Annotated in this window: 20 protein-coding genes and 2 tRNA genes; 5 read left to right on the top strand and 17 right to left on the bottom strand. The window is 69.8% G+C overall.

Features of this window, described 5'->3' with window-relative positions; genetic code table 11:
• The first annotated feature begins 20 nt into the window (after window positions 1–20).
• Window positions 21–1,112 (top strand): PLP-dependent aspartate aminotransferase family protein, encoded by a 1,092-nt coding sequence (locus tag H0X00_RS02160; protein ID WP_293767084.1) that lies wholly within the window; start codon window positions 21–23, stop codon window positions 1,110–1,112.
• A 12-nt stretch (window positions 1,113–1,124) separates the two neighbouring features.
• Here the strand turns inward: H0X00_RS02160 and H0X00_RS02165 are convergent, their stop codons facing one another.
• The 3 genes from H0X00_RS02165 to H0X00_RS02175 are packed head-to-tail and all read right to left on the bottom strand — an operon-like array spanning window position 1,125 to window position 3,040.
• Window positions 1,125–1,550, bottom strand: a complete 426-nt coding sequence (locus H0X00_RS02165) for an ester cyclase (protein WP_293767048.1) — start codon at window positions 1,548–1,550, stop codon at window positions 1,125–1,127.
• A 21-nt stretch (window positions 1,551–1,571) separates the two neighbouring features.
• Window positions 1,572–2,432 (bottom strand): oxygenase MpaB family protein, encoded by an 861-nt coding sequence (locus H0X00_RS02170; RefSeq protein ID WP_293767050.1) that lies wholly within the window; start codon window positions 2,430–2,432, stop codon window positions 1,572–1,574.
• Complete coding sequence (locus tag H0X00_RS02175; RefSeq protein WP_293767052.1) at window positions 2,429–3,040, bottom strand: TetR/AcrR family transcriptional regulator; 612 nt, start codon at window positions 3,038–3,040, stop codon at window positions 2,429–2,431. The genes H0X00_RS02170 and H0X00_RS02175 overlap by 4 nt, the downstream gene beginning before the upstream one ends.
• A gap of 107 nt (window positions 3,041–3,147) precedes the next feature.
• On the opposite strand from H0X00_RS02175, the gene H0X00_RS02180 reads away from it, so the two are divergent.
• Window positions 3,148–4,053 carry a haloalkane dehalogenase gene (locus H0X00_RS02180; RefSeq protein ID WP_293767053.1) on the top strand — a complete coding sequence of 302 codons (906 nt, stop codon included), beginning with the start codon at window positions 3,148–3,150 and terminating at the stop codon, window positions 4,051–4,053.
• A 30-nt stretch (window positions 4,054–4,083) separates the two neighbouring features.
• Here H0X00_RS02180 and H0X00_RS02185 read toward each other — a convergent pair.
• From H0X00_RS02185 to H0X00_RS02200, 4 genes are all read right to left on the bottom strand, one after another.
• Window positions 4,084–4,159 (bottom strand) — tRNA-Glu (locus H0X00_RS02185).
• A gap of 57 nt (window positions 4,160–4,216) precedes the next feature.
• Window positions 4,217–4,288: transfer RNA gene (locus tag H0X00_RS02190), tRNA-Gln, on the bottom strand.
• 99 nt (window positions 4,289–4,387) lie between these two features.
• Window positions 4,388–5,869: a glutamate--tRNA ligase gene (gene gltX / locus H0X00_RS02195; protein WP_293767054.1), complete on the bottom strand. Its 1,482-nt coding sequence runs from the start codon at window positions 5,867–5,869 to the stop codon at window positions 4,388–4,390.
• Window positions 5,866–6,642: a fumarylacetoacetate hydrolase family protein gene (locus H0X00_RS02200; RefSeq protein ID WP_293767055.1), complete on the bottom strand. Its 777-nt coding sequence runs from the start codon at window positions 6,640–6,642 to the stop codon at window positions 5,866–5,868. Before H0X00_RS02200 ends, gltX begins: the two co-directional genes overlap by 4 nt.
• Before the next feature lie 40 nt (window positions 6,643–6,682).
• Here H0X00_RS02200 and H0X00_RS02205 point away from each other — a divergent pair, with 40 nt between their 5' ends.
• Both H0X00_RS02205 and H0X00_RS02210 read left to right on the top strand, forming a co-directional pair.
• On the top strand, window positions 6,683–7,552 hold the full coding sequence (locus H0X00_RS02205) for a 3-methyladenine DNA glycosylase (RefSeq protein ID WP_293767056.1): 870 nt from the start codon (window positions 6,683–6,685) through the stop codon (window positions 7,550–7,552).
• Window positions 7,553–7,782: 230 nt separating this feature from the next.
• Entirely contained in the window at window positions 7,783–8,229 is a 447-nt protein-coding gene (locus H0X00_RS02210) for a hypothetical protein (RefSeq protein ID WP_293767057.1), read from the top strand.
• 13 nt (window positions 8,230–8,242) lie between these two features.
• On the opposite strand, the gene cimA is transcribed toward H0X00_RS02210, so the two are convergent.
• From cimA to H0X00_RS02240, 6 genes are all read right to left on the bottom strand, one after another.
• Window positions 8,243–9,844 (bottom strand): citramalate synthase, encoded by a 1,602-nt coding sequence (cimA, locus tag H0X00_RS02215; protein ID WP_293767058.1) that lies wholly within the window; start codon window positions 9,842–9,844, stop codon window positions 8,243–8,245.
• A 186-nt stretch (window positions 9,845–10,030) separates the two neighbouring features.
• Window positions 10,031–12,370 (bottom strand): choice-of-anchor Q domain-containing protein, encoded by a 2,340-nt coding sequence (locus tag H0X00_RS02220; RefSeq protein WP_293767059.1) that lies wholly within the window; start codon window positions 12,368–12,370, stop codon window positions 10,031–10,033.
• Window positions 12,371–12,506: 136 nt separating this feature from the next.
• The gene (locus H0X00_RS02225; protein ID WP_293767060.1) at window positions 12,507–13,331 is read right to left on the bottom strand and encodes a mycofactocin-coupled SDR family oxidoreductase; all 825 of its coding nucleotides are present in this window, start codon (window positions 13,329–13,331) and stop codon (window positions 12,507–12,509) included.
• A 19-nt stretch (window positions 13,332–13,350) separates the two neighbouring features.
• Window positions 13,351–14,448: a branched-chain amino acid aminotransferase gene (locus H0X00_RS02230; protein WP_293767061.1), complete on the bottom strand. Its 1,098-nt coding sequence runs from the start codon at window positions 14,446–14,448 to the stop codon at window positions 13,351–13,353.
• Window positions 14,449–14,610: 162 nt separating this feature from the next.
• The gene (locus H0X00_RS02235) at window positions 14,611–15,645 is read right to left on the bottom strand and encodes a 3-isopropylmalate dehydrogenase (RefSeq protein WP_293767062.1); all 1,035 of its coding nucleotides are present in this window, start codon (window positions 15,643–15,645) and stop codon (window positions 14,611–14,613) included.
• A gap of 59 nt (window positions 15,646–15,704) precedes the next feature.
• A complete protein-coding gene (locus tag H0X00_RS02240; protein WP_293767063.1) occupies window positions 15,705–17,693 on the bottom strand; it encodes an MFS transporter in 1,989 nt (662 codons plus the stop codon).
• Between the two features lie 78 nt (window positions 17,694–17,771).
• Between H0X00_RS02240 and H0X00_RS02245 the strand changes: the two genes are divergently transcribed.
• Entirely contained in the window at window positions 17,772–18,323 is a 552-nt protein-coding gene (locus tag H0X00_RS02245; RefSeq protein WP_293767064.1) for a TetR/AcrR family transcriptional regulator, read from the top strand.
• Here the strand turns inward: H0X00_RS02245 and H0X00_RS02250 are convergent.
• From H0X00_RS02250 to H0X00_RS02265, 4 genes are read right to left on the bottom strand one after another with little or no spacing between them, the layout of a single operon-like run.
• Window positions 18,311–19,912, bottom strand: a complete 1,602-nt coding sequence (locus tag H0X00_RS02250; protein ID WP_293767065.1) for a long-chain fatty acid--CoA ligase — start codon at window positions 19,910–19,912, stop codon at window positions 18,311–18,313. The genes H0X00_RS02245 and H0X00_RS02250 overlap by 13 nt on opposite strands.
• On the bottom strand, window positions 19,909–21,534 hold the full coding sequence (locus H0X00_RS02255; protein WP_293767067.1) for an NAD(P)/FAD-dependent oxidoreductase: 1,626 nt from the start codon (window positions 21,532–21,534) through the stop codon (window positions 19,909–19,911). Before H0X00_RS02255 ends, H0X00_RS02250 begins: the two co-directional genes overlap by 4 nt.
• 16 nt (window positions 21,535–21,550) lie before the next feature.
• A complete protein-coding gene (locus H0X00_RS02260) occupies window positions 21,551–22,705 on the bottom strand; it encodes an acyl-CoA dehydrogenase family protein (protein WP_293767068.1) in 1,155 nt (384 codons plus the stop codon).
• Window positions 22,702–23,988: a cytochrome P450 gene (locus H0X00_RS02265; RefSeq protein WP_293767069.1), complete on the bottom strand. Its 1,287-nt coding sequence runs from the start codon at window positions 23,986–23,988 to the stop codon at window positions 22,702–22,704. Before H0X00_RS02265 ends, H0X00_RS02260 begins: the two co-directional genes overlap by 4 nt.
• Window positions 23,989–24,160 lie beyond the last annotated feature (172 nt).

The following is a 24,160-nucleotide window of genomic DNA, read 5'->3' on the forward strand; positions in this document are numbered from 1 at the left end:
GGCCGGCCCGGGGCCCGCTGATGCGTGAGCTCTCCCCCGAGACCGAGGCGGTGCACGCCGGCCGACCGGTCCGCGTACCCGATGCCCCGCTGAACCAGCCGCCGGTGCTCGCCTCGGTCTACAACGCAGGTGGAGCCATCGAGTACGGCCGGCACGGCAGCCCGACCTGGGAGGCCTTCGAGACCGCGATCGGTGCTCTGGAAGGCGGCCTGGGGTTGGCCTTCCCCTCCGGGCTCGCCGCCGTGGGCGCGGTCCTCAGCCTGATCCCGGCCGACGGCGTCGTCGTCGTGCCGCGGCACGCGTACCTCGGCACCCTGGGCCAGTTGGCACGCACCGGACTGACGCTGCGACAGGTGGACGTGGCCGACACCGACGAGGTCGTCGCGGCCTGCGACGGCGCCGACCTGGTGCTGTTGGAGTCACCGACCAACCCCGCCCTCGAAGTCGCTGATCTTCCTACGACCTGCGCGGCCGGGCGGGCCGCCGGAGCGTTGGTCGCCGTCGACAACACCTTCGCGACCCCGTTCGGACAGAACCCGATCGCCCTCGGTGCGGACCTGGTGGTGCACTCGGCCACGAAGTTCATCGCCGGCCACAGCGACGCAGTGCTCGGAGCGCTGGTCGCCACCGACACCGACACCCTCGACCGGTTGAAGGAGCACCGTCGCCTGTCCGGCACCGCGCCCGGGGTGATGGAGACCTGGCTCGCCCTGCGCGGGCTGCGCACCTTGCACCTGCGCCTGGAGCGGGCGGCCGCCAACGCCGCCGTGCTGGCGCCGCGACTGGCCGCACATCCGGCCTGCCTGCGCGTCCGCTACCCCGGCTTGCCCACCGACCCCGGGCATGCTCGCGCGACGGCCCAGATGCGCACGTTCGGCGCGATCCTCTCCGTCGAGTTCGCCGACGGCCCGACGGCGGAGGCGTTCTGCGGCGCCACCCGGCTGTGGGTCAACGCGACGAGCCTCGGCGCCGTCGAGTCCACACTCGAGCGGCGCCGCCGCTGGGCCGGTGAGTCACCGACGATCCCGGAGGGTCTGGTGCGGTTCTCGGCCGGCATCGAGGATCCCGAGGACCTCTGGGCCGACCTGGAGCAGGCGCTCGGTTCGCTCTGACGGGGTCCGGGATCAGCCGCTGGTCGAGCTGGGCGTCGGGATGATGCCGATCTGCACCAGCAGCGCGTTCTCGTCGGACCGCGTGACGCGGTGGGCCACCTTGCCGTCCTGGAAGTACAGGATGCTCAGGCCCTCGAAGGAGATCGCGTGCCCGGTCCGCGCCGCGCCCAGCAACTCGCCCTCGTGGTGGCCGGTGATGGCGAAGCGCACCACGACCCGCGCCCCCGCCGCGAAGATGTCGATGGCCTCGACGTCGAGATCCGGGATCCCGGCCAGGAGGCCGGCGTAGAAGGCCTTGACCCCGGCGACGTTCGCCGGCACGTCCGCGGGATAGCCGACGAACTGGGCATCGGCGCTGTAGAGCGCCATGTAGCCGTCGAGGTCGCCCTTGTTCAGGCACTCGAGGGCCGCTTCAACGGCCGCCACGTTCTCGCTCACTGGTCGCCCTCCCGTTCCGGGTCAGGCCGCTTCGGCCCGCTTGATCGCATCGTAGGCGCGAGGGTTGTAGCGGACCTTCGCCGGGAGCAGCGGCCAGGCTCGGCGCACGACCTGGCCGAGGACCCGCAGAGCAACCTCGTCGCGGGTGCGCCACTGCAGTTCGAGGATCTCCCGGGCCTTCGGCGGCATCAGGCCGTTGCCCAGCCACCGGTTGAACCGCGAGGTCGGCCACTCGATGACCTTCCACGCCAGCTTCGGCACTCCGGGCGGCGGCGGCATCTTCTGCTGGTGCGCCGTGACCGCCCAGCGCGTGGTGGCGTTGTGCTCGAGCTCGTGCTCGAGCATGTGGTTGAAGTAGTCCTCGAACTCGGCCCAGGTGCTCACCACGGGGCGGTCGGACAGGCCGTAGCGCTTCCACCACGTGACGCCCTCGGCGACCAACTGGTCCTTCTCCGCCTCGGTCAGCGGCGTGCCGAAGTACTCGTTGATCGCGATGATCGTCTCGACGAAGGTGACGTGCGTCCACCAGAACGTGTCCGGGTTGAGCGCGGAGTAGCGCCGGCCGTGGCCGTCGTCGTCGCCCTTGATCGGCTTGTGGAAGTCGCGCACCTGCGCACCGGTGGCGTCGGCGTTGTCGTCGTAGACGACGCCCATGATCGGCGGGATCGAGCGGAGCAGCCGGTCCCACGGGTTGTTGAAGAAGTTCGAGTTCTGCTGCAGCGCCGAGTTCACTGCGGGGTGCATGTTCTGCAACGTGCCGGTGCGCCACATGAACAGCAGGCCGCGGCGGTCGCCGTGGTACTTCCAGGTCAGCGAACCGGGGCCGAGCGGGGCACCGACCGAAGCGGTCGGGGTGCGCGGGCGGTCTGATGTGGCGGTCATCGGGATGCCCTTCTGGGGTGGGCCGCGAGGGTGCCCGCGGCGCTCTCTCGGATCTGACGGACCATGCGCTCGAGCGGGTAACGCTCAGGGTCACGCACGTGCAGGCGGACCAGTTCCTCGCCGAGCAGCTGGTTCAGGTGCGCCGTGAGTTCGGGGTCCTCGACCCCGCGCGGAAGGCGGCTGGTGAGCAGCTCCTGCACATGCACGCGGGACAAGGCGCGGCCGGCGGCGATCTGCTCGTGCAGCTCGGGCGGGCCGCCCTCCGGCGGATTGAACAGGATCGCCCAGCTGCGCGGTGCCTGCGCGACGGCCGCGACCATCGCGCGCAGCAGGGCCTCACCGATCTCGACGAAGTCGAGCTCGTCGGGCACCGGCGCGAGGGCTTCGGCCAGCCCCTCCATCGCCGCGCCGGTCTCCCGGTCGACGAGGGCGGACACCAGGCCGGCCAGGTCGCCGAACTGGCTGTAGATCAGCGTGCGGGTGACCCCCGCGTCCCGGGCGACGCGGTCGATGGTGACGGAGTAGAAGCCCTCCGCGACAACCACGTCCAGGGCGACGTCGAGCAGTTGCTCGCGACGGTCCTCGGCGGACATGCGACGGCGGGTCATCCTGGCGCCCCCAAACTTACATTTCGTAACTTAAAACTAAATTACGAAATGTAAGTTTCGCCGTCAAGGGCTATCCGCGAACTGGCCGCGCTGAAACCATCACCGTCATGCAGCTGCTGCGCACTCCCGACTCCGCGTTCGACGCCCTGACCGGGTTCGACCACGCCCCGCACTACGCCGAGGTGCCTGCCGGCGACGGTCAGACGTTGCGGATGGCCTGGGCGGCGGCCGGCCCGGCTGACGGTCCCCCGGTGCTGCTCCTGCACGGCGAGCCGACCTGGTCGTTCCTCTACCGGGGGCTGATGGGTCCGCTCGCGGACGCCGGCCTGCGCGCGATCGCGGTCGACCTGGTCGGCTTCGGACGCTCGGACAAGCCGGCGGAGGTCACCGACCACAGCTTCGCCCGGCACGTCGAGTGGATGCGCTCCCTGCTCTTCGACGTCCTCGACCTGCGCGGCCTGACCCTGGTCGGCCAGGACTGGGGCGGGCTGATCGGGTTGCGGGTCGTCGCGGAGAACCCCGACCGTTTCGACCGCGTCGTGGCGGCCAACACCGGCCTGCCGACCGGCGACCAGGACATGCCGGCGGTCTGGCACCAGTTCCGCCAGGCCATCGCCGCGGCGCCGACGCTCGACATCGCGCGCTTCGTCGCGAGCGGTTGCGTGCGCGGGTTGGGTCCGGAGGCGCGCGCCGGTTACGACGCCCCGTTCCCCGACGAGTCCTACAAGGCCGGCCCGCGCGCCATGCCCGGTCTGGTGCCGTACCGGCCGGACGACCCGGCCGCCGAGGCCAACCGCGCGGCGTGGAAGGTCCTGACGACCTGGGACAAGCCGTTCCTGACCGCGTTCTCCGACAGCGACCCGATCACCGGCGCGATGGCCCCGATCCTGCGCCGCGCCATCCCCGGCGCCGCCGGCCTGGAGCACCCGACCATCACGAACGCGGGGCACTTCCTGCAGGAGGACGCGCCCACCGACCTCGCCGCCGCGATCATCGGGTTCTTAAACACCTGAGCCGGCCCGCCTTCGGCGAACCGGCTCACCTGGTAGCCCCGACGGGATTCGAACCCGCGCTACCGCCTTGAGAGGGCGGCGTGCTAGGCCACTACACAACGGGGCCAGGTGGTGCGCACGGACCTTACCGGAGCGGGTGTTCCGAGGCTAAATCCGTGCTGCGCTGGGGTACCAGGACTCGAACCTAGACTAGCTGAACCAGAATCAGCCGGGCTGCCAATTACCCCATACCCCATGGGTGGTGACGAGCCGATCGGGTCCGTGCACCGAGGGTCGATGATACCGAACCGCCGGGGTCGGGGCGCACAGGGATTCGCGCGCCGCAAACCGACGGTCAGGACAGGGCGGCCAGCCCGGCCCGGAGCCGGGCCAGGGTGGCGTCGCGGCCCAGCAGTTCCATCGACTCGAACAGCGGTAGGGAGATCCGGCGGCCGGTCACGGCCACCCGCAGCGCCCCGAAGGCGTTCTTCGGCTTCAGCCCCAGGCCTTCGATCAGGGCGGCCCGCAGCGCAGCCTCGATATCCGTGGCCGAGAAGCCGGCCAGCGCCTCCAGCGCGCCGATTCCGGCCTTGAGGACGGCTTCGGCGTCGGGGCCGCGGACCGCGGCGGCGGCGTCCGGGTCGATGGTCACCTCGGAGATGAACAGGAAGCCGACCATGTCGACGACCTCCCCCAGCGTGATCATCCGCTCCTGGACCAGCGGCACGGCGGCCGCCAGGGTCTCCAGGTCGGTCGCGGACGGCGGGTCGGCGAGCAGTCCGGCGCCGACCAGGAACGGCACGATCCGGTTCGCCAGGTCCTTCGGGTCGAGTCTGCGGATCCAGGTGCCGTTGATCGCATCGAGCTTCTTCGGGTCGAAGCGCGCCGGGCTGGAGTTGACCCGTTCGAGGGTGAAGGCCGCGGCCATCTCCTGCAGGTCGAACTCCTCACGGTCACCGTCGCCGAGGGACCAGCCGAGCAGCGCGAGGTAGTTGCACATCGCCTCGGGCAGGTAACCGTCGGCGCGGAACTGACCGATCGTCACCGCACCGTGCCGCTTGGACAACTTGGAGTTGTCCTGGCCCATCACGAACGGCAGGTGCGCGAAGGAGGGCGTCTGCTCGTCGGTGACGCCCATCGCGCGATAGACGGCGATCTGACGCGGCGTCGAGGAGAGCAGATCCTCCCCGCGCACGACGTGGGTGATCTTCATCAGGACGTCGTCGACGGCCACCGCGAGGGTGTAGAGCGGCGAGCCGTCGGCGCGCATCAGCACGAAGTCCGGGATGAGGGCATTGTCGAAGCTGACCTCGCCGCGGATCAGGTCGTGAAGGGTCGTGGTGCCCTCGGGCATCCGGAACCGGACCACCGGCTTGCGGCCCTCGGCCTCGTAGGCGGCGCGCTGCTCCGGGGTGAGGTTGCGGCTGTGCCCGTCATAGCCGGGCGGTGCCTTGGCCGCCTTCTGCCGCGCGACCCGCTCCTCGGCCTCGGCCGGGCTCTCGTAGCAGTGGTACGCGTGGCCGTTGTCGATGAACCGCTGCGCCCACTCGCGGTACAGGTCGATCCGCTCGGACTGCTGGTAGGGCCCGTGGTCGCCGCCGACCTCGGGACCCTCGTCCCAGTCCAGGCCCAACCAGCGCATCGACTCCACCGCGGCCGCGATGTACTCCGGCGTCACGCGCGCGGAATCGGTGTCCTCGATGCGGAACACGAAGGTGCCGCCGGTGTGCCGGGCGTAGGCCCAGTCATAGAGCGCCGTGCGGATGTTGCCGACGTGCAGGTCGCCGCTGGGCGACGGGGCGAAGCGGACACGCACCTTGCTGGTCGAATCGGTCATCGGGCCACTACCGGGTTGGTCAGGGTGCCGATGCCCTCGACGGTGACCGACACCTCGTCACCGGGCTTCATCGGGCCGACCCCGGCGGGGGTCCCGGTCAGGATCACGTCGCCGGGCAGCAACGTCATCACCGAGGTGATGTAGGCGATCAGGTCGGGCACCTTGTGCACCATGGCCGAGGTCCGGCCGGCCTGCTTGAGCTCACCGTTGAGGGTCGTGGTCACCGCGAGGTCGGTGATGTCGAGGTCGGTGACGATCCACGGCCCGAGCGGGCAGAACGAGTCGAAGCCCTTGGCCCGGGTCCACTGGTCGTCGCTGCGCTGCAGGTCGCGCGCGGTGACGTCGTTGCCGACCGTGTAGCCGAAGATCACCTCGGGCACCCGCTCGACCGGCACCTCCCGGCAGATCCGGCCGATCACCACGGCGAGTTCACCCTCGTAGTGCACATCGGTGGACTGCTGCGGGTGGCCGATCGGGTCGGCCGGCGAGATCACCGTGGTGTTCGGCTTGAGGAACAACAACGGCTCGGCCGCCACCTCATTGCCCAGCTCCGCGGCGTGGTCGGCGTAGTTGCGCCCCACGCCGACAACCTTGCTGCGTGGGATCACCGGGGCGAGGAGCTTCACCTCCGCGAGCGGCAGGTGCTGCCCGGTCGGGGTGACCTTGGTGTAGAGCGGGTCACCTTCGACGAGGGCAATCACCTCAGCGCCGGGATCCCCTTCGACGATGCCGAAGAGCTGGTGGGACTCATGGGTGAAGCGGGCGATTCGCACCCCGGGAGGCTACCCGGAGCCAGGGACACAGAATGGAGCCGTGCAGGCCGTCACCCAACCCCAGGTGCTGGGTCCGCCCGAGTGGGCCGCCCGCCGCGACGCCCACCAGGCGCGTGTGCGGGCCTGGACAGACCCCCACCTGGACCGGGCGGTGCGCCGCGAGGCGCACCCGGTGCTCGACTTCCTGTTCACCTACTACAACCACTCCCCCGGAGCGCTGCGCCGCTGGCACCCCGGCGCCGGGGTCGTCCTGGCGGGCGACGCCCCGCACCGGGACTGGGCCGGATACGTGTCCGTCGAGGGCGGGGTGACCGCCTCCCTGAGCGTCAGGCCCGGCCAGCTGGTCCGGGACACCGTGGCGCTGCTGCGGGCCACCGCGGCCCGGCGTCCAGTTTTCGGCTGCCACGGCATGCACGAGTGGGCGATGGTCTACCGCAGCTCTCCCGAGCAGGTCCGGCACGCGGCCTGGCCGCTGCGACTGGCCCCGGCCGAGCTGGATGCGGTGGTGGAGTCCGCGCCGCTGCGCTGCACGCACTTCGACGCGTTCCGCTTCTTCACCGAACCCGCCCGCCCGCTGAACGTGCTCACCCCCAGCCGAACCGCCATGCCGGACCTGGAGCAGGGCGGCTGCCTGCACACCAACATGGACCTCTACAAGCACGCCTACCGGCTCAGCCCGCTGGTGCCCTCCGAGCTGGTCGCCGACTGCTTCGAGCTGGCTCGCGAGATCCGCACGCTCGACATGCGCGCCTCCCCCTACGACCTGGCCGATCTCGGCTACGCCCCGGTCCGGATCGAGACCGCCGAGGGCAAGGCGGAGTACGTCGAGGCCCAACGGGCCTTCGCCGAGAGGGCCGCGCCGCTCCGGCAACGATTGATCGCGGCGTTGCGAACGGATTCCCGCAACTGAGCGACAAGGTTGAAACTGGAGAGGTGTCCGCCGGCCGGGACTTGCCCCATCCGTCACAACCCTGTCGCTCACTGGTTGAGAAGCGCGGTGGGACGAGGCCGGGCCCGTGCCGGTCCACTACCCGGAGCGCCCTCGCAGATAAGATCACCACGCTCGCCTCAGCAGCCACGCCCGCACACCCTCACGCGACCCCTCGGTGGCGCGTGGACCACCGAACGGATCTCGCGCACATGGCCAAGGAATTTGTGCCCTTCACCGTCACCTGTGCCGGTGGCGAGGAGGCGAACGGGATCGCCAACATCATGCAGGCGCTGCTCGTCCAGAACTTCGCGAACAAGCCGAACCTGACCAAGACCGCGCGCAAGATGCGCCACCCGGTGACGATCGTGAACACCGACACCGACACCGAGTGCACGCTCGACTTCGCCAACGAGGGCATCACGATCTACAACGGCATCGTCGGCGAGCCGCGGGTAGCGTTGTACATCAACTCCGACCAGCTGCTCCAGCTCTCGCAGATGAAGGTCAAGGCCGGCGGCAAGCTGCCGGTCGGGCTGATCTCCCCGCGGAGCCCGGTGCTCCGTCAGGTCCTGAGCCGGCAGATCGTGATCAAGGGCATGCTCTCGCACTACTTCGCCACCGGGCGTGCGCTGGCCCTGATCTCCCTCGCCGACTGACTCGACGCCGCGGTCAGGCCCTTTCGGCCTGCTGGACCAGGCCATAGGTGACCGCGTCGGCGAGCGCCTGCCACGACGCCTCGATGATGTTCTCGTGGACGCCGACGGTGTTCCACTCGGTCTCGCCGTCGCTGGTCTCGACCAGTACCCGGACGATGGCGCCGGTGCCGTGCGCGCCTTCGAGGATGCGGACCTTGAAGTCGACGAGCTCGAGGCGGGCCAGATCCGGGAAGACCTGCTCCAGGCCCTGACGCAGCGCCATATCGAGGGCGTTGACCGGGCCGTTGCCCTCACCGGTGGCGACGAAGCGCTTGCCGCCGGCGTGCAGCTTCACGGTGGCCTCGGTGCGCACCTCGCCCGCGACGTCACGGTCCACGATGACGCGCCAGGACTCCAGCTCGAAGAGCTGGGCGCTCTCGGGGTCCAGCTCGGAACGGATCAGCAGGTCGAAGGACGCGTCGGCGGCCTCGAAGGAGTAGCCCCGGGCCTCCATCGCCTTGACGCGCTCCACCACGTTGGCGAGCGCCTGCGGGCTGGCGGTGAGGTCGTGGCCGAGTTCCTTGCCCTTGAGCTCGACGCTGGCCCGCCCGGCCATCTCCGAGATCAGCATGCGCATGTCGTTGCCGACCAGGGTCGGATCGATGTGTTGGTAGAGGTCGGGGTCGACCTTGATCGCGGAGGCGTGCAGGCCGGCCTTGTGCGCGAACGCGCTCATCCCGACGTAGGGCAGGTGATGACGGGGCGTCATGTTCGAGATCTCGGCGATCGCGTGGCTGACCCGGGACAGTTCCTTGAGCTTGCCCGGCGGCAGGCACGCGATGTCCATCTTGAGCTGGAGGTTGGCCACCACGGTGGCGAGGTTGGCGTTGCCGGTGCGCTCGCCGTAGCCGTTGGCCACGCACTGCACGTGGGTGACGCCGGCCTCGACCGCGGCGATGGTGTTGGCCACCGCGCAGCCGGTGTCGTCCTGACAGTGAATGCCCAACCGGGCACCGGTGGCAGCGAGAACCTCGCTGACCACACGGTGAACCCAGGAGGGCAGCATGCCGCCGTTGGTGTCACAGAGCACGACGACGTCAGCCCCGGCGGCGGCCGCAGTGCGGACCACCTCGACGGCGTAGGCCGGGTCGAGGTGGTACCCGTCGAAGAAGTGCTCGCAGTCCACGAACACCCGCTTGCCTTCGGAGCGCAGGAAGGTGACCGTGTCCGTGATCATCTCGAGGTTCTTCGCGGGGGTGGTGCGAAGGGCCCTTTCGACGTGACCGACGTGGCTCTTGGCGACCAGGCAGATCGTGCCGGCCCCGGAGTCACGAAGCGCGAGGACCTGTGGGTCCTCCGACGCCTTCTTCTCGGCCTTGCGGGTGGACCCGAAGGCCACCAGCTGTGCGTTGCGCAGGTTCAGTTCACTCTGGGCGCGCGCGAAGAACTCGGTGTCCTTCGGCAACGCACCCGGCCAGCCGCCCTCGATGAAGCCGACGCCCAGGTCGTCCAGGTGCTTGGCGATGGCGAGCTTGTCCGCCACCGTCAGTGCCATGCCCTCACCCTGGGCGCCGTCGCGCAGGGTCGTGTCGAAGACGTGGAACGCGTCCGGAAGACCGTTGCGCTGAGTCGTCACGAGGTGCCGTCCTTCATCGTTGTGGTGCCGGTGAAAGTGGTGCTGGGACAAACAAAAAACCCCTCGTCCGGAGACGAGAGGTTTGCGCATCGGATCGTGCTCAGCCGATGCGCCTATCCAATAATCAGAGCCTGTGCCACGGATCGAGTGTGACACAGGCCCTGTGCAGCGGCAAATCTCCGCGGATCAGGCCGGTTTCGCCTTGGCGCTGACCGCGGCGGTTCCGGCCTTGCCCACGGTGACCTTCGGCGACTTCGAGCCGGCCGTCTTGTACGTGTGCTTACCGGTCACCTTGTAGGTGCCCTTGCCGGTGCGGCTGACGGTGCCCTTGCTCGTGGTGCCGTCGCCCCAGGCGATGGTCACCGTGTAGGACTTCGCCGCGAGGTCGGCCGGGTCCTTGAAGGTCGCGACGGTGTACGTCGTGCTCTTGCCCTTCTTGGCCGTGATCACCTTGGCCGAGACGGTCATCGGCGCCTTGGGCGCACCCGCGGTCGAGAACGCCGCCGGGGTCCCGCTCGTCGTCGTACCTGCGCTGTTCGTGGCCGTGATCGCGCAGCTGTAGATGGTTCCGGGCGCCAGCCCCGTGAGCGGGACCGACATCGTGACCGGCGTGGTGCCGGACCCGACGATGGCGCCACCCGCCGACCACGCGCCGCCGGTGCAGGTCGCCGTCGCGCTGGTCGAGGCGTTGTTCGCGGTGACCGGCGCGGTCAGGGTCGCGGTGCTGGTACCGATCGCGGACACCGAGGTGGCCCCGACCGTCGGTCGCGACGCCGGACCCGGAGGCGCCGGAGTCGGCGTCGGCGTCACCGGAGTGGGCGTCGGGGTCGGGGTCACCACCGGAGTCGGGGTCGGAGTCGGGGTCGGAGTCGGGGTCACGACCGGGGTTGCCGACGTCGTGAACGTCGCCGCCGGAGTGCTAGTCGCCTCACCGGCGGTGTTCGTCGCCTTCAGCGCGCAGACGTACTCGACGCCCGGCGTCAGACCGCTCAGGTTCGCCGAGACGCCAACCGGGCTGCGGCCGGATCCGGCGTTGGCGGAGGTCCAGTTGTAGGCCCCGCCGGTGCAGGTCACGCCGACGCTGGTCGGCGCGCCGCCGGGGTTCACCTGCGCGGTCAACGTCGCCGCGGTGTCGGTGACGCCCGAGGCCGTCGTCCCGCCGATGGTCGGCACCGTCGAGGCGGCCTGGATCTCGAAGGCACCGGCGTCGCAGTTCTGCCCGTCGAAGCCGGGCCGGCCGAAGCCGCGGGCATCGAAGGTGACCGAGCAGTCGGCGATCGGCACCCAGTTGTGCGCCGAGCTGTCCGTCGCGATCGCCAGGGTCATCGGCCCGGCCGAATCGTTGGCGGCCAACGAAGAAGCGAGATTGATCGCGGAGTTGCTCACCCGGTTCGTCGTCGCGTTGAGACCGCAGGTGTTGCCGGACTCGACGTTGTGACCGCCGTCGGTCCCGGCCTTGTGATTGCCGCAGGTGGTGTGCGACAGGATCGAGTTGATCAGGCGGTAGAACCCCTGCGCGCCGATGTCGAGACCGGTGCCGGTCCCGGTCGGCGGGTTGTCCGCCAAGGTGTTGTTGACCAGCAGGGTGGAACCCTGCAGCGTGAAGACCGCGACGCCGGTCGACGAGGCGGTCCCGCCGAGGTTGCCCGCGATCGTGTTGTTGATCAGCGTCAGCTGGTTGGTGCTGTTGTTGTAGACGCCGGCGCCGGTGTTGCCGCGGTTGTCGGTGATGGTGTTGTTGGACAGCCAGACCAGATCGCCGGCGACCGTGACCCCGCCGCCGCCGCTACCGGTGGCCTCGCCGCCGGCGATCGTCATCCCGACCAGCGTCACCCGCGGCGAAGAACCAGCCAGGCCGGTGGGGCCGGTGATGGTGAACACCGATCTGCCCAGCAGGCCGCGCACGATCGGGTTGCCGACGCCCGCGATCCGCAGCCGGACCGTGTCCGGGAGGGCGATGGAGACCGCTTCGAAGTAGGCCGCGCCGGGGCCGACCGCCGTCAGCGACTTCACCTGGATCGTCACGGTGCTGTCGCTGAGCGCCTGCGCTGCGGTCACCGCCTGCTGGATGGTCGGGCAGGCCTGCGCCCCCGGGCCGGTGCAGCTTGTGGTCGCCGCGCCGGCACCGAGGGGCGCGGGGTTGCCGTCCACGTAGAGCGTGACCGGCGGCGGTGCCGCCGTGGTGAAGAACGCCGGCTTGACCTGGCCGACGACGAGCGCCTGGCCGGTCTGCTTCGCGGTCACCGAGCACACGTACTTCCCGAACCCGGTCAGCCCGGTGAGGGCCACGGTCTTGGACGCGGTCCCCGAGGTCGACACCGTCTCCTGGGAAGCGGTGAACGGCCCACCGGTGCAGGTCGCGCTGATCTCGGTCGCCGTCCCGCCCGCGTTGACCGGCGCGGTCAGGGTCGCGGTCGAGGCGCCGATCCCGGACACGGTCGTCGCTCCGATCGAGGCCGCCGCGGCCGAGGCCGTCGGCGCGTTCAACACCCCGAGCGTGCCTGTCAGCAGGGCGGTCGTGCCCATCCAGACCAGCGTGCGTGGTAGTTCGAACCGCATGGCTGTAGTCCCCCGTTTTCGGCACACGTCAGCCCATTACTGCACAAGTCGCTGCGAATCAGCGCAGAGCCACGCGGTGCGCGTGTCTCCGGCTCGCTCGCTCTCAGGTCAACGCGTAGCCGGCATCCACCGGCAGGGTCACCCCGGTGACGTATCTGGCCGCGTCCGAGCACAGCCAGACCACCGCGCCGCTGACGTCCTCGGGCTCGATCAGGGCCACCGGCATCGCGTTCTGCAGCCGCGGAACCATCTCCGGGTGCTCGACCTCGACGTAACGCGAGAAGGCCTCGTTCACCACCATCGGAGAGTTCACTCCGGTCGGGTGCAGCGTGTTCACCCGGATGCTGTGCTTGGCAAGCACCGTGGCCCAGCCGCGCATCAACCCGACCACGCCGTGCTTGGCCGCGGCGTAGCCCATGCTGCCCCGGGAGCCGTCGACCAGCCCGGTGATGCCGGAGGTCGAACTGGTGATGACGATCGACCCGCCGGTGCCCTGCGCGATCAGGTGCGGCAGGCAGGCGTCGACGGTGTGGAAGACGCCGGTGAGATTCACATCGACGGCGTCGAGATAGGCCTGGAAGGTGTCGGCCTGATCGCCCACGATCGGCAGGATGCCCGCGTTGGCGACCACAAGGTCGACCCGGCCGAACTCCTCCAGGCCGGTGGCGAGCGCACTCTCGACGGCGTCCCGGTCGCGCACGTCGGCGACCGCGGCCACCATCCGGGCGTCCTCGTTCTCGACCAGTTCGACGGTCTGCTCGAGGTCGGAGAAGGTCGCCGGCGGGTAGCCGACGGTGTCGATCGGTGCGCACAGGTCGAGCCCGATGATGTCGGCCCCGGCCCGGGCGAGGTGGATCGCGTGCGAGCGGCCCTGGCCACGCGCAGCCCCCGTGACGAAGGCGACCTTGCCGGCCAGCGAGATGTTCACGGTCTTCCCTGACTGACCGTCAGATGACCTTGTGCAGCCAGCCGTGCTTGTCCGGCGCGTGCCCGTGCTGAAGCTCCAGCAACGCGCGACGGATCGCGGTGGTGACCGGGCCGGGCTCACCGTCGCCCATCGCCAGTTCGCCGCCGCGCCAGGCGAGCTTGCCGACCGGGGTGAGCACCGCGGCGGTGCCGCAGGCGAACACCTCGACGATGTCGCCCGAACTCACCCCGTCGCGCCAGTCGTCGACCGAGATCCGGGCCTCGGCGACCTGGTGCCCGAGGTCGCCGGCGATGCTCATGATCGAGTCACGGGTGACGCCCTCGAGGATCGAGCCGGTCAGCGTCGGGGTCTCGATGTGACCGTCGGCGTGCACGAAGTACAGATTCATGCCGCCGAGTTCCTCGACCCACTTGCGCTCGACCGCGTCGAGGAAGACGACCTGGTCGCAACCGTTGGCGATCGCCTCCTGCTGCGCGACCAGGCCGGCCGCGTAGTTACCGGCGCACTTCGCGGCCCCGGTGCCGCCCTGGGCGGCCCGGGTGTACTCCTCGGACAGCCAGATCGACACCGGCTTGAGGCCCTTGGCGAAGTACGCGCCCGCCGGCGAGGCGATCACGAAGAAGCTCACGTGCGAGGCCGGCTTCACGCCGAGGAAGACCTCGGAGGCGAACATGAACGGGCGCAGGTACAGGCTCTGCTCGGCCTGACCGGGCACCCAGGCGGCATCGGTGCGGACCAGAAGGTCGATCGCGTCGACGAAGATCTCGCTCGGCAACTCGGGCAGGGCGAGCCGGCGGGCGGAGCGCTGGAACCGCGCGGCGTTCTGCTCCGGCCGGAAGGTGACGATCGAGCCGTCATCGTGCCGGTAGGCCTTGAGGCCCTCGAAGATCGCCTGGGCGTAGTGGATCACCGCGGTGGCCGGGTCCATCGAGATCGGGCCGTAGGCGCGCAGGTTCGCGTCGTGCCAGCCCTGCTCGGGGGTCCAGGTCACACTGACCATGTGGTCGGTGAAGAACTTGCCGAAGCCCGGGTTGGCCAGGATCTCGGCCCGCCGCACCTCGGGCGCGGGCGTGGGGTTCAGGGTGACGTCGAACTGAAGGCTGCCCACCGTGGTCATGGGCGGAACGCTACAGCCGATTGAGCCTGTTGAGCGAAGCGAACACCCGGCGTCGTGCCGGTCGGGGCAGAGCCCGGAAGGGTCGGGACGCTCGTACGCAAAGACATTGCGGCCTCCTGGCCGTCGACGGAGAAGAGATTGCGTGACGGCCCCGGCCGCCTGCTATCCAGCTACTCGCGCGGCGATCGCGTCGCCGACCTCCGAGGTGCTGCGCGGAGCGCTGCCGCGCGCGGCCAGGTCGGCCTCGACGGCGGCGGTGATCCGGGCCGCCTCCGTGGTCCGGCCGAGGTGCTCCAACATCATCGCCACCGACAGGATCGTGGCGGTCGGGTCGGCCTTGCCCTGGCCGGCGATGTCTGGTGCCGAACCGTGCACCGGCTCGAACATCGACGGGTTGGTCCGGCTGACATCGAGGTTGCCGCTGGCCGCCAGGCCGATTCCCCCGGTCACGGCGGCAGCGAGGTCGGTGATGATGTCGCCGAACAGGTTGTCGGTGACGATGACGTCGAAGCGCTCGGGTTGGGCGACCATGAAGATCGTCACCGCGTCGACGTGCAGGTAGTCGGTCGCAACCTCCGGGAACTCCGCGGCGACGGCGTTGAAGATCCGCGTCCACAATCCGCCGGCGTACACCAGCACGTTGTTCTTGTGCACCAGCGTCAGCTTCTTGCGGGGGCGGGCCTGGGCGCGGGCGAAGGCATCGCGGACGACGCGCTCGATGCCGAAGGCCGTGTTCACGCTGACCTCGGTGGCCACTTCCTGCGGCGTACCGACGCGCAGGGCGCCGCCGTTGCCGGTGTACGGGCCCTCGGTGCCTTCGCGGACCACGACGAAGTCGATGCTCGGGTTGCCGGCCAGCGGGGTGGCCCCACCCGGCCACAGCTTGGAAGGGCGCAGGTTCACGTGGTGGTCGAGCGCGAAGCGCATCTTGAGCAGCAGCCCGCGCTCGAGGACCCCGGACGGCACCGACGGGTCGCCGACCGCGCCGAGCAGGATCGCGTCCGCGCCGCGGATCTCCTCCAGCACGGAGTCCGGCAGGGTCTCCCCCGTCGCATGCCACCGACGGGCGCCGAGGTCGTACTCGTGGGCCTCGACCTTGGTGTCGGCGAGGACGACGTCGAGGACCTTGCGGCCCTCGGCGACCACCTCGGTGCCGATGCCGTCGCCCGGGATGACTGCAAGATTCAGGCTACTCATGGCCGGATTTTAGGCCGCCGTCTCACCCCTCGGCACGGTGGTTTCAGTATGTGGACAGGTCAGCCGCGCTCGACGAGGGGTGCGGCGATCGGATCGACGAAGGCCCGGTCCAGCCAGTCCTCGCCGGCGTTGGCCAGTTCCGCGAGCGCGGCGAGGGCGGAAGCGTGCTCGGCGTGCGCCTCCGCACACCGCCTGCGCACCTCCGCCTCGTGGGCCCGCAGCCGCACGAGATCGGCTTCGAGGTCCGCGTGCCGAGCCTGGGCCTGCTCCAGCAGGTCGGCGTAGCGGGCGGCGGCCTGGGTCAGTTGGACCGAGAGCGGGATGGCTGCGGGCACCGAGGGCGGTGGCGGCAAGAGAGAAGCCTGGAGCGGCGCCTCGATCGGCGCGAGCGCGGCCATGGCGGCCACCGATACCGATGGCCGGTCCTGCGCCGGATCAAGCGCCGGGTCGAGTTTCATCTCGGCCCAGGCCTCCGCGGTGAAGTCGGCCTCGACCGCCTTGCCGACCTCCGCCGGGCAGCGTCGCCACACGACCCAGGCTCCGATCGCCAAGGCCAACGCCAACGCCAGGCTGGCGACGACGAAGCCCAGGGTGACCGCGTTCGCGATCGCCGACTCCTGCGCCTCCCGCACGCTGTCGGGCAACCCGGCGGCCAGCGCCAGGCCCTCCGCGGCGGAGTCCTTGGTGGCTTCGACCACGTCGTCCAAGACGCCGTCGGTCGCGACGTCGGCGCGGTACGCCGCGTTGAACAACGTTCCCAGCACCGCCACACCCAGCGCGATGCCCAACTGGCGGGTGATGTCGTTGACCGCAGACGCGACGCCGTGCTTGGCCGGCGGCAGCGCGTCGATGATCGACTCGGTCGCCGGACCGCCGACCAACGCCAGGCCGCTGAACGCGATCGCCTCGCAGATGGCCACCGGCCAGAACTTCTGAGTGGTGGCGGTCAGTGCGATCCCGACCGATCCGACGGCCAGGATCATCAGGCCGAGCACCATCACCGGCCGCGAGCCGTACTTGCGCGCCAACTTCGGGCCGACAATCGCCAACGGAATGATGAAGGTCGCCGACGGCGCGAACGAAAGGCCGGTCAGCAACGGGCCGAAGTCGAGGGTGTAGTAGCGGTACTGCACGGCCGTGAAGAAGAAGCCGTACGTCATGAACCAGCTGAGCAGGTTGACCAGCGAGCCGGAACCGAACCGGCCGTCCTTGAACAGCCGCAGGTCGAGCATCGGGCGCTTGTCCCGCAGCTGGGACCACACGAACAGCACGCCGAACACGAGGCCCAGCAAGGCGGTCAGGGTGAGCGGGTCGGCGAAGCCCTTCTCCGGCGCCTCGGTCATGCCGAACACGAACAGGCCGACGGCCAGGACCGAGAGCACGGCACCGAGGACGTCGACATGGGCGTTGCGGACGTCGCGCGACTCCGGCACCCAGATCAGGATCGGCACGATCGCCAGGAGGCCGAGTACGGCCGGGCCGATCAGCAGCCATTGCCAGGCCAGCCACTCGGAGAGCACGCCGCCGAGAGTGGTCCCGGTGACACCGCCGATGAACAGGCTCGCGGACCACAGGCCGACGGCCGGTCCCCGGCGCTCGCGGGGCACCACCGCGGTGATCGTGGCCAGGGTGGCCGGGAAGGACATCGCGCCGCCGATACCGGCCAGGCCCAGGAAGAGCAGGACCATGTCGGCACTGTTGGTCTGACTGGCCGCCAGGAAGAAGGACGCGGTGATGGCCAGGCCCAGGACCGCACCGACCTTGCGCCCGACCCGGTCGACGAACGCCCCGCCCGGCAACAGGAGGGCGGCAATTACCAGCGGGTACATGCCGGCGATCCACACCAGCTGCGTCTGGCTCGCCTCGAGTTCCTCGGCCACCGTCGACAGCGCGGTGAACAGGATGGTCCCGGAGCCGTAGATCACCGCGACGGTGAGGCACATCAGCGCGACGGCGAGCTTGGGCCGGCGGCACGGAACAGCGTCCTGTTCGAGCTGGAACTCGGGCGCGTCCGGGGCAGCGGGCACCCCGGCCTGATCCACCGTCATCGGGGGCCTCCACCGGCGAGACAAGATGTCTCACCGTAGTACCACGTGAGACACGTTGTCTCATGTCATAGTCGCCAGATGGGAACGGACTCCACCCGGAACGCGATCTTGGACGCGGCCCGTCAGGTGCTGTTCGACGAGGGCTGGGAGGCCCTCAGCCACCAGCGCGTCGCGGAGGTCGCCGGGGTCGGGCGGGCCACTGTCTACCGGCACTGGCCACAACGGGTGCAGCTGCTCCAGGACGCGTGCTCGGCCGAGGTGCTCGTGATGCACGCCGAGCCGACCGGGGACCTGCGCGGGGACCTGCTGGCCGAGCTGGAGGCGATCCGCCAGGAGTTGCTCCAGCGCCGGGCCGGCCGGGTCCTGATCGCCCTGGCCGACCGCGCCGCCTGGGAGCCGGAACTCGCCGAGGTCAAACGGCGCTTCGTGAGCGAGGGTCTGTCCGCGCTCCGCAACCTGCTCGAGGCCGGAGTGAAGGAAGGCCGGCTCGACGCTGGCCTCGACCTCGACGGAGCGCTGGCCGGGCTCGCCGGTGCGCTGGTCTACCGCCAGGTGATCCTCGATCAGGACCTGACCAAGGCCATGGTCGAGCGGGTGCTCGACGACTTCCTCGCCCGCTACGCGCTGTAGAGCGCGTCGATCGCCTTGGCGTAGTGCTCGCAAACGGCTGCGCGCTTGACTTTCAAGGTCGGTGTGACGAAGCCCGAGGCCGCGTCCCAGATGTCCGCCACGATGGCGAAGCGCTTCACCTGAGCCGCCTGCGCGAGGTTGCGGTTGGCGGCCTCGATCGCCTCGCCGATTGCCGCCGCAACTGCGGCTTCGGTCCGCCCTTGGCTCTCCACCGGGTCGAGCGAGATCAGGGCGGTCACGTACGGGCGCCGGTCCCCGATCGCCACGACCGGGCCGGCCAGCGGACTGGCGGCGCGGATCGCGTTCTCGACGTGCGCGGGCGCCACGTTCTTTCCGCCGGAGGTGATGATCAGCTCCTTCTTGCGCCCGACGATCGTGAGGAAGCCGTCGTCCAGCACGCCGACATCGCCGGTGCGCAACCAGCCATCGGCACCGATCGCCTCCGCCGTTGCCTCGGGCTTGTTGCGGTAGCCGAGCATCACGGCCTCGCCGCGGACCAGGATCTCGCCGTCGTCGGCCAGGGCTATCTCGATCCCGTCGAAGGGGATGCCGACCGAACCGACCTTGCCGCGCCCCACCCGGGTGCTGGTGATCACGCCCGAGACCTCGGTCATGCCGTAGCCCTCGATCAGCGGCAGCCCGATGCCCTCGTAGAAGTTCAGGATCTCGACGTCGAGCGGAGCTCCCCCGGTCAGCGTCACGACGTCGCCGTCCAGGCCGATGCTCGCGAGCAGGGCGGCGCCGACCTCGGGGTCACCGGGACCGCCGCCGGCCGGCACCCGGGCGAGGAGAGCGACGCGCAGCTTCTCCCACATCCTCGGCATGCCGAGGAAGAAGGTGGGCCGCACCTCCACCATGGCCGCGACCAGCTTGCTCGGATCGGGCACGTACGTGACGCAGGCTCCGGTCCGGACCGGGCCCTGCAGGCACCACAGCCGGTCGGCGATGTGCGCCGACGGCAGGTAGGACAGCACGCGGCGCATCTGGTGCAGGCGCGGGTCCATGCTCAGCGCGGCCCGCCACATCGCGGCCAGGTTGCGGTGGGTCAGCTGCACGCCCTTCGGTGGCCCGGTGGTGCCGGAGGTGTAGACCAACGTGGCGACATCCTCGGGCCGGACCTCCGCGGCGGCCGAAACTGCGTCGAAGTCCGCGGGGCAGGCGTCCGCCACCGGTTGCAGGGCGGCTTCGCCCTCCTCGCCGAGGACCACGACGTGCGGATCGACCGCGGCCTGCGCCACGGCCTCGCGGATGATCGCCTCGAACTGTTCCTCGGTCACCACGACCCGCACGGCCGCATCGTCGAGCAGGTAGGCGATCTCGGGAATCGGGGAGGTCGCGTAGATCGACATCGGTGTGCCGCCGGCCAGCTGCGTCGCGAGGTCAACCACCGCGAACTCGGGGCGGTTGACCAGCAGCATGGCCACCTGTTCGCCCCGGGTCACTCCGAGCGTAAGCAGACCACCGGCCAACCGATGCACCTTCCCCTGCAGCTGACCCCACGTCACCTCGACCCCGGCGAGCGTGCGCTGGGCCGGGGCCTCGGCGTGCGCGGCCGCCGTGCGCTCGAAGACCTCGCAGGTAGTGCTCACCGAGCAGGCTCGAGTCCGGGTTCCATCACCAGGCCCGGGAAGCCGTCGGCCACGGCCGCATCCAGCATGACGTAGTACGGCGCCGCACCGCCGAAGAAGAAGAGCACGTTGCTCTTCTTCCCCTCGACGTTCGTACCGAGGAACCAGCTGGCCGCGTCGCCGGTCGGCAACAGGGTCATGTTCAGCACGGCCTCACACGTCCCGGCCCACTCCTTCACGGCCTCGGGCCGGGCCTCGACCACGTTGCTGCCCATCGAGCGCGCCCGGTGGATCGCCTGGCCGATGAAGATGGCCTGCTTCTCGATGGTCGGCGGGATGTTGGTGAACGAGGTCTGCGGCCCGATGATCGAGAACAGGTTGGGGAACCCGTCCACAGCCACCCCGAGGTAGGTCTCCGCGCCCTCGGCCCACCGCTCCTGGATGCTGACGCCGCCCTTGCCCTGCAGGTCCAGCGCCATGAGCGCACCGGTCACGGCGTCGAAGCCGAGGGCGAAGATGATCATGTCGACGTCGTGCACGACGCCGTCCGCCGTCTTCACCCCGGTCGGCACGATCTCGACGATCGGGTTGTTCTTGACCGGCACCAGCGAGACGTTCGGGCGGTTGTAGGTCTCGTAGTAGAAATGCCCGAGCGGGGTCCGCTTGGAGAAGATCGGGTGGTCCTTCGGGCAGAGATTCTCTGCGGTCTCCGGGTCGTCGACAATGGCCCGGATCTTGTTGCGGACGTACTCCGAGGCGGCGTCGTTGCACTCCTTGACGACCAGCATGTCGTCGTAGGTCTTGAAGGCGAACTGGAAGCCGCCCTGCTCCCAGCCGCGGTCGAAGATCCGCTCCCGCTTCTCCGGATCGGTGTCGTTCCAGAACCGGTTCTCCGTCGTCCACGGGAACGCGAAGACCTGCGTCTCGCACAGGTCCCAGAGGTAGCTGTGGTTGTTGCGGATCCACTCGCGCTGGCGCTCCCCGACCAGGTAGTTACGGCCCGGCATGACGTAGTTGGGCGTGCGCTGAAAGACCGTCAGATGCTCGGCGACGTGCGCCACCTCGGGGATGATCTGCACCGCGGATGCACCGGTGCCGACGACCGCGACCCGCTTGCCGGCGAAGCTGACCTCGTCCTTGGGCCAGCGGTTGGACATCAGGATCTCGCCGTGGAAGCTCTCCCGGCCGGGGAACGGGATCTCCAGCGGGGTGGAGAGCAGACCGGAGCCGCTGATCAGCCACCGGCACCGCAGGGTCTCCCCCGTGTTGGTCCCGACCTCCCAGGTGTTCGAGTCCTCGTTCCAGCGCGCCGAGGTGACCCGGGTGCCCAGCGCGATGTCCTTGAACATCTCGTGCTTGGTGGCGACCGCGGTCAGGTACTTGTGGACCTGCGGCTGGGACGGGAAGCGCTCGACGAACTCCCACTCGTCGAGCAGGTCCTGGTCGAAGCGGAAGCAGTAGGCCCAGGACTCGGTGTCGGTGCGCGCCCCCGGGTAGCGGTTCCAGTACCAGGTGCCGCCGATGTCGGTGCCGGCCTCGAGGACCCTGGCCGACAAGCCCAGTTCGCGGCACTCGTGCAGCATCCGCAAACCGGCGAAGCCGGCGCCGATGATGACGGCTTCGTGGTCGAGCTCAGCGGACATCGGGACCTCCTGCTACTCAGGACTGCGGGTGACGGTGATCGAAGCGGCGACCGACCAGCTCGGCGGCGATCATGCTCAGGTGGATCTCGGTGGTGCCGCCGGCCACCTGGTAGGGCCGGACCACGCGGTAGAGCCACTCCAGCGGCATCTCGCGGGTCATGCCGGCGGCGCCGTGGATCTGCAGCGCCTCGTGGCACACCTCGGTGGCGGCGACGGTGGCGGCGACCTTGGCCGCCGAGGAGTCGATGCGCGACGGCAGGCCGTTGGCGCTCCGCGCGATCGCGCGATACGTCAACAGCCGCGCGGACTCCAGCTTGATGTACATCCGCGCGAGCTTGTCCTGGATCATCTGGAAGTCTGAGATCGGCCGGCCGAACTGGCGGCGCGTCTCGGCGTACTCGATCGACATGTCCATCGCGATCTGCGCGATACCCAGACACAGCGCCCCGGTCGCGGTGCGCTCCAGGCTGTAGGCCGAGAGCAGTTTGCGCATACCGTCGCCGTCGAAGAGCACGTCGGAGGCGGGCACGGTGGCGCTGTCGAAGAACAGCTCGTACCACGAGGAGCCGGACATGAACTCGTGCCGCGGGGACAGCGTCAGGCCCGGGGTGTCCCGGTGCACGATCACCGCGCCGATGCCGGAAACTCCCGGGCCGAAGCGGACGAACACCAGGATGTGATCGGAGTCGGCCGCCGCGCCGCAGAAGGTCTTGCCGCCGTTGATCACGCAGGTGTCGCCGACGATCTCGGCCCTGGTGGCCATGTCGGTCAGCGCGCTACCGGCCTCCGGCTCGGTCAGCGAGATCGACCAGCGCTCCTCCCCCGCGCAGACCGGCGGAATGTAGCGCTTCTTCTGCTCCTCGGTGCCGAACTTCGCGATGAACGTGCACGGACCGGTCATGGCCATGACGGCGCGGGCGCCGGTGACCGGGCAACCCCATGCGAGCTGCTCGATCACCAGCACCGCGTCGAGCTCGGAGCGGCCGCCCCCGCCGTATTCCTCGGGCAGCGCGAGGCCAAGCAGGCCCAGCTCCCCGAGCAGCTTCAGGTTCTCGGTCGGCGGCGCATAGGTGTGCCGGCGCTCGAACGCCGCCGGGCGAAGGCGCTCGATCGCCACCCGCCGGGCGAGAGCGACGATCTCCCGGGACTCGTCGTCCAGGTCGAAGTTCACGCGCGGCGGTCGAACTCGAGCGGGATCTCCTTGTAGGCGCGCACCATCATGCTCGGCGCGTGCTCGAGGGTGTGTCCGGGCGCGAGGCGGAGGTTGCCCAGGCGGGTGAGCACCGTCTCGAACGCGATCCGCGCCTCCTCGCGCGCCAGGCCGGCACCTGGGCAGGAGTGCGGTCCCCGCCCGAAGGAGAGGTGGCGACGCCCGTTGGGCCGGCGGATGTCGAAGGTGTGGGGATCCGGGAACTGTTCGGGATCGAGGTTGGCGGCGCTCCAGACCGGCACCACGATCGTCCCCGCGGCGACCGGGCAGCCGCCGAGCTCAGCGTCCTCGGTCGTCACCCGCCAGGTCTGCGGGACGGGGGCGTCGAAGCGCAGGACCTCCTCGATGAAGTCCGGGATCAAGCTGAAGTCCTTCTGCAGCTCCGCCGCGAGCTCGGGGCGCTCGGCCAGCGCCACCATGGCGGTGCCGAGCAGGGCCGCGGTGGTGTGGTTCCCCGCGGTCACGATCTGGACGACGATGCCCAGCAGCTCGGCCTCGGTGAGGCGGCGCTTGCCCTCGAAGTCGGCGTCCTCGAGCTCATGGGCCTCGACCTCGACGTGGACCAGGTCGCTGAGCAGGTCCTCGCGCGGGTTCTCCCGGCGCGCCTCGATGCGCTCGGTCATGTACGCCTGGAACTCCAGGATCTTGCCGGCCACCTTGACCCGCTCGGGGTTGTCGATCTGGTCCTGGAAGCCCTTGAACAGGGCGTCGCTCCAGCCCTTGAACGTCTCCCAGTCCGCCCGGTCGACCCCGAGGGTGTCGGCGATGATCGTGATCGGCAGCGGCGCCGCGAACTGCGACACCCACTCGCAACGGCCGGCGTCGATGAACGCGTCCACGAGCTCGTTGCAGATGTCCTGCAGGGTGGGGCCGAGCTCACGCGCGTGCCGCGGACTCATCGCCTTCAGGACCAGCGCCTTCTCCCGGTCGTGACTGCGCTTGTTGCCCGAGAGCATCAGCACGTCGGTCGCCATCGGCCGGTACTGCGCGACCAGCTCGGTGACCTCGGGCGAGTACGGCTCCGGGCTGAGGCCGAGCAGGTGCGCACCCCGCCCCCCGGTGATGTTCGTCGAGAAGCGCTCCATCTGCTTGCTGACCTCGACGACGGCCTCCTGGCCGAACACCATCAGGCCCAGGCCAGGCAGTTCCAGGACGGAGGTCCCGTCGACCCGGAGTTGCTCGAAGAGCGGGAAAGGCCACTCCAGGGCGCCGGGGTCGGCGGCCGTCAGTTCACGTTCGCTCATGGCTCTCTCCTGCCGGCACCGAACAAACCAGACGAATAGCTGGGAAGTTGAGCGGGGACGGATCGGACACTACTCCGGGACTGCGGCTTCGAACCAGGCTTCTGAGCTGGGAATCCTCCCGATTGGCGCGACTACGCGGCGAGCGCAGCTCTGTCGCACAAACCAGCAAAGC

The organism is Sporichthya sp. (assembly GCF_013815995.1).
GTDB lineage: Bacteria > Actinomycetota > Actinomycetes > Sporichthyales > Sporichthyaceae > Sporichthya.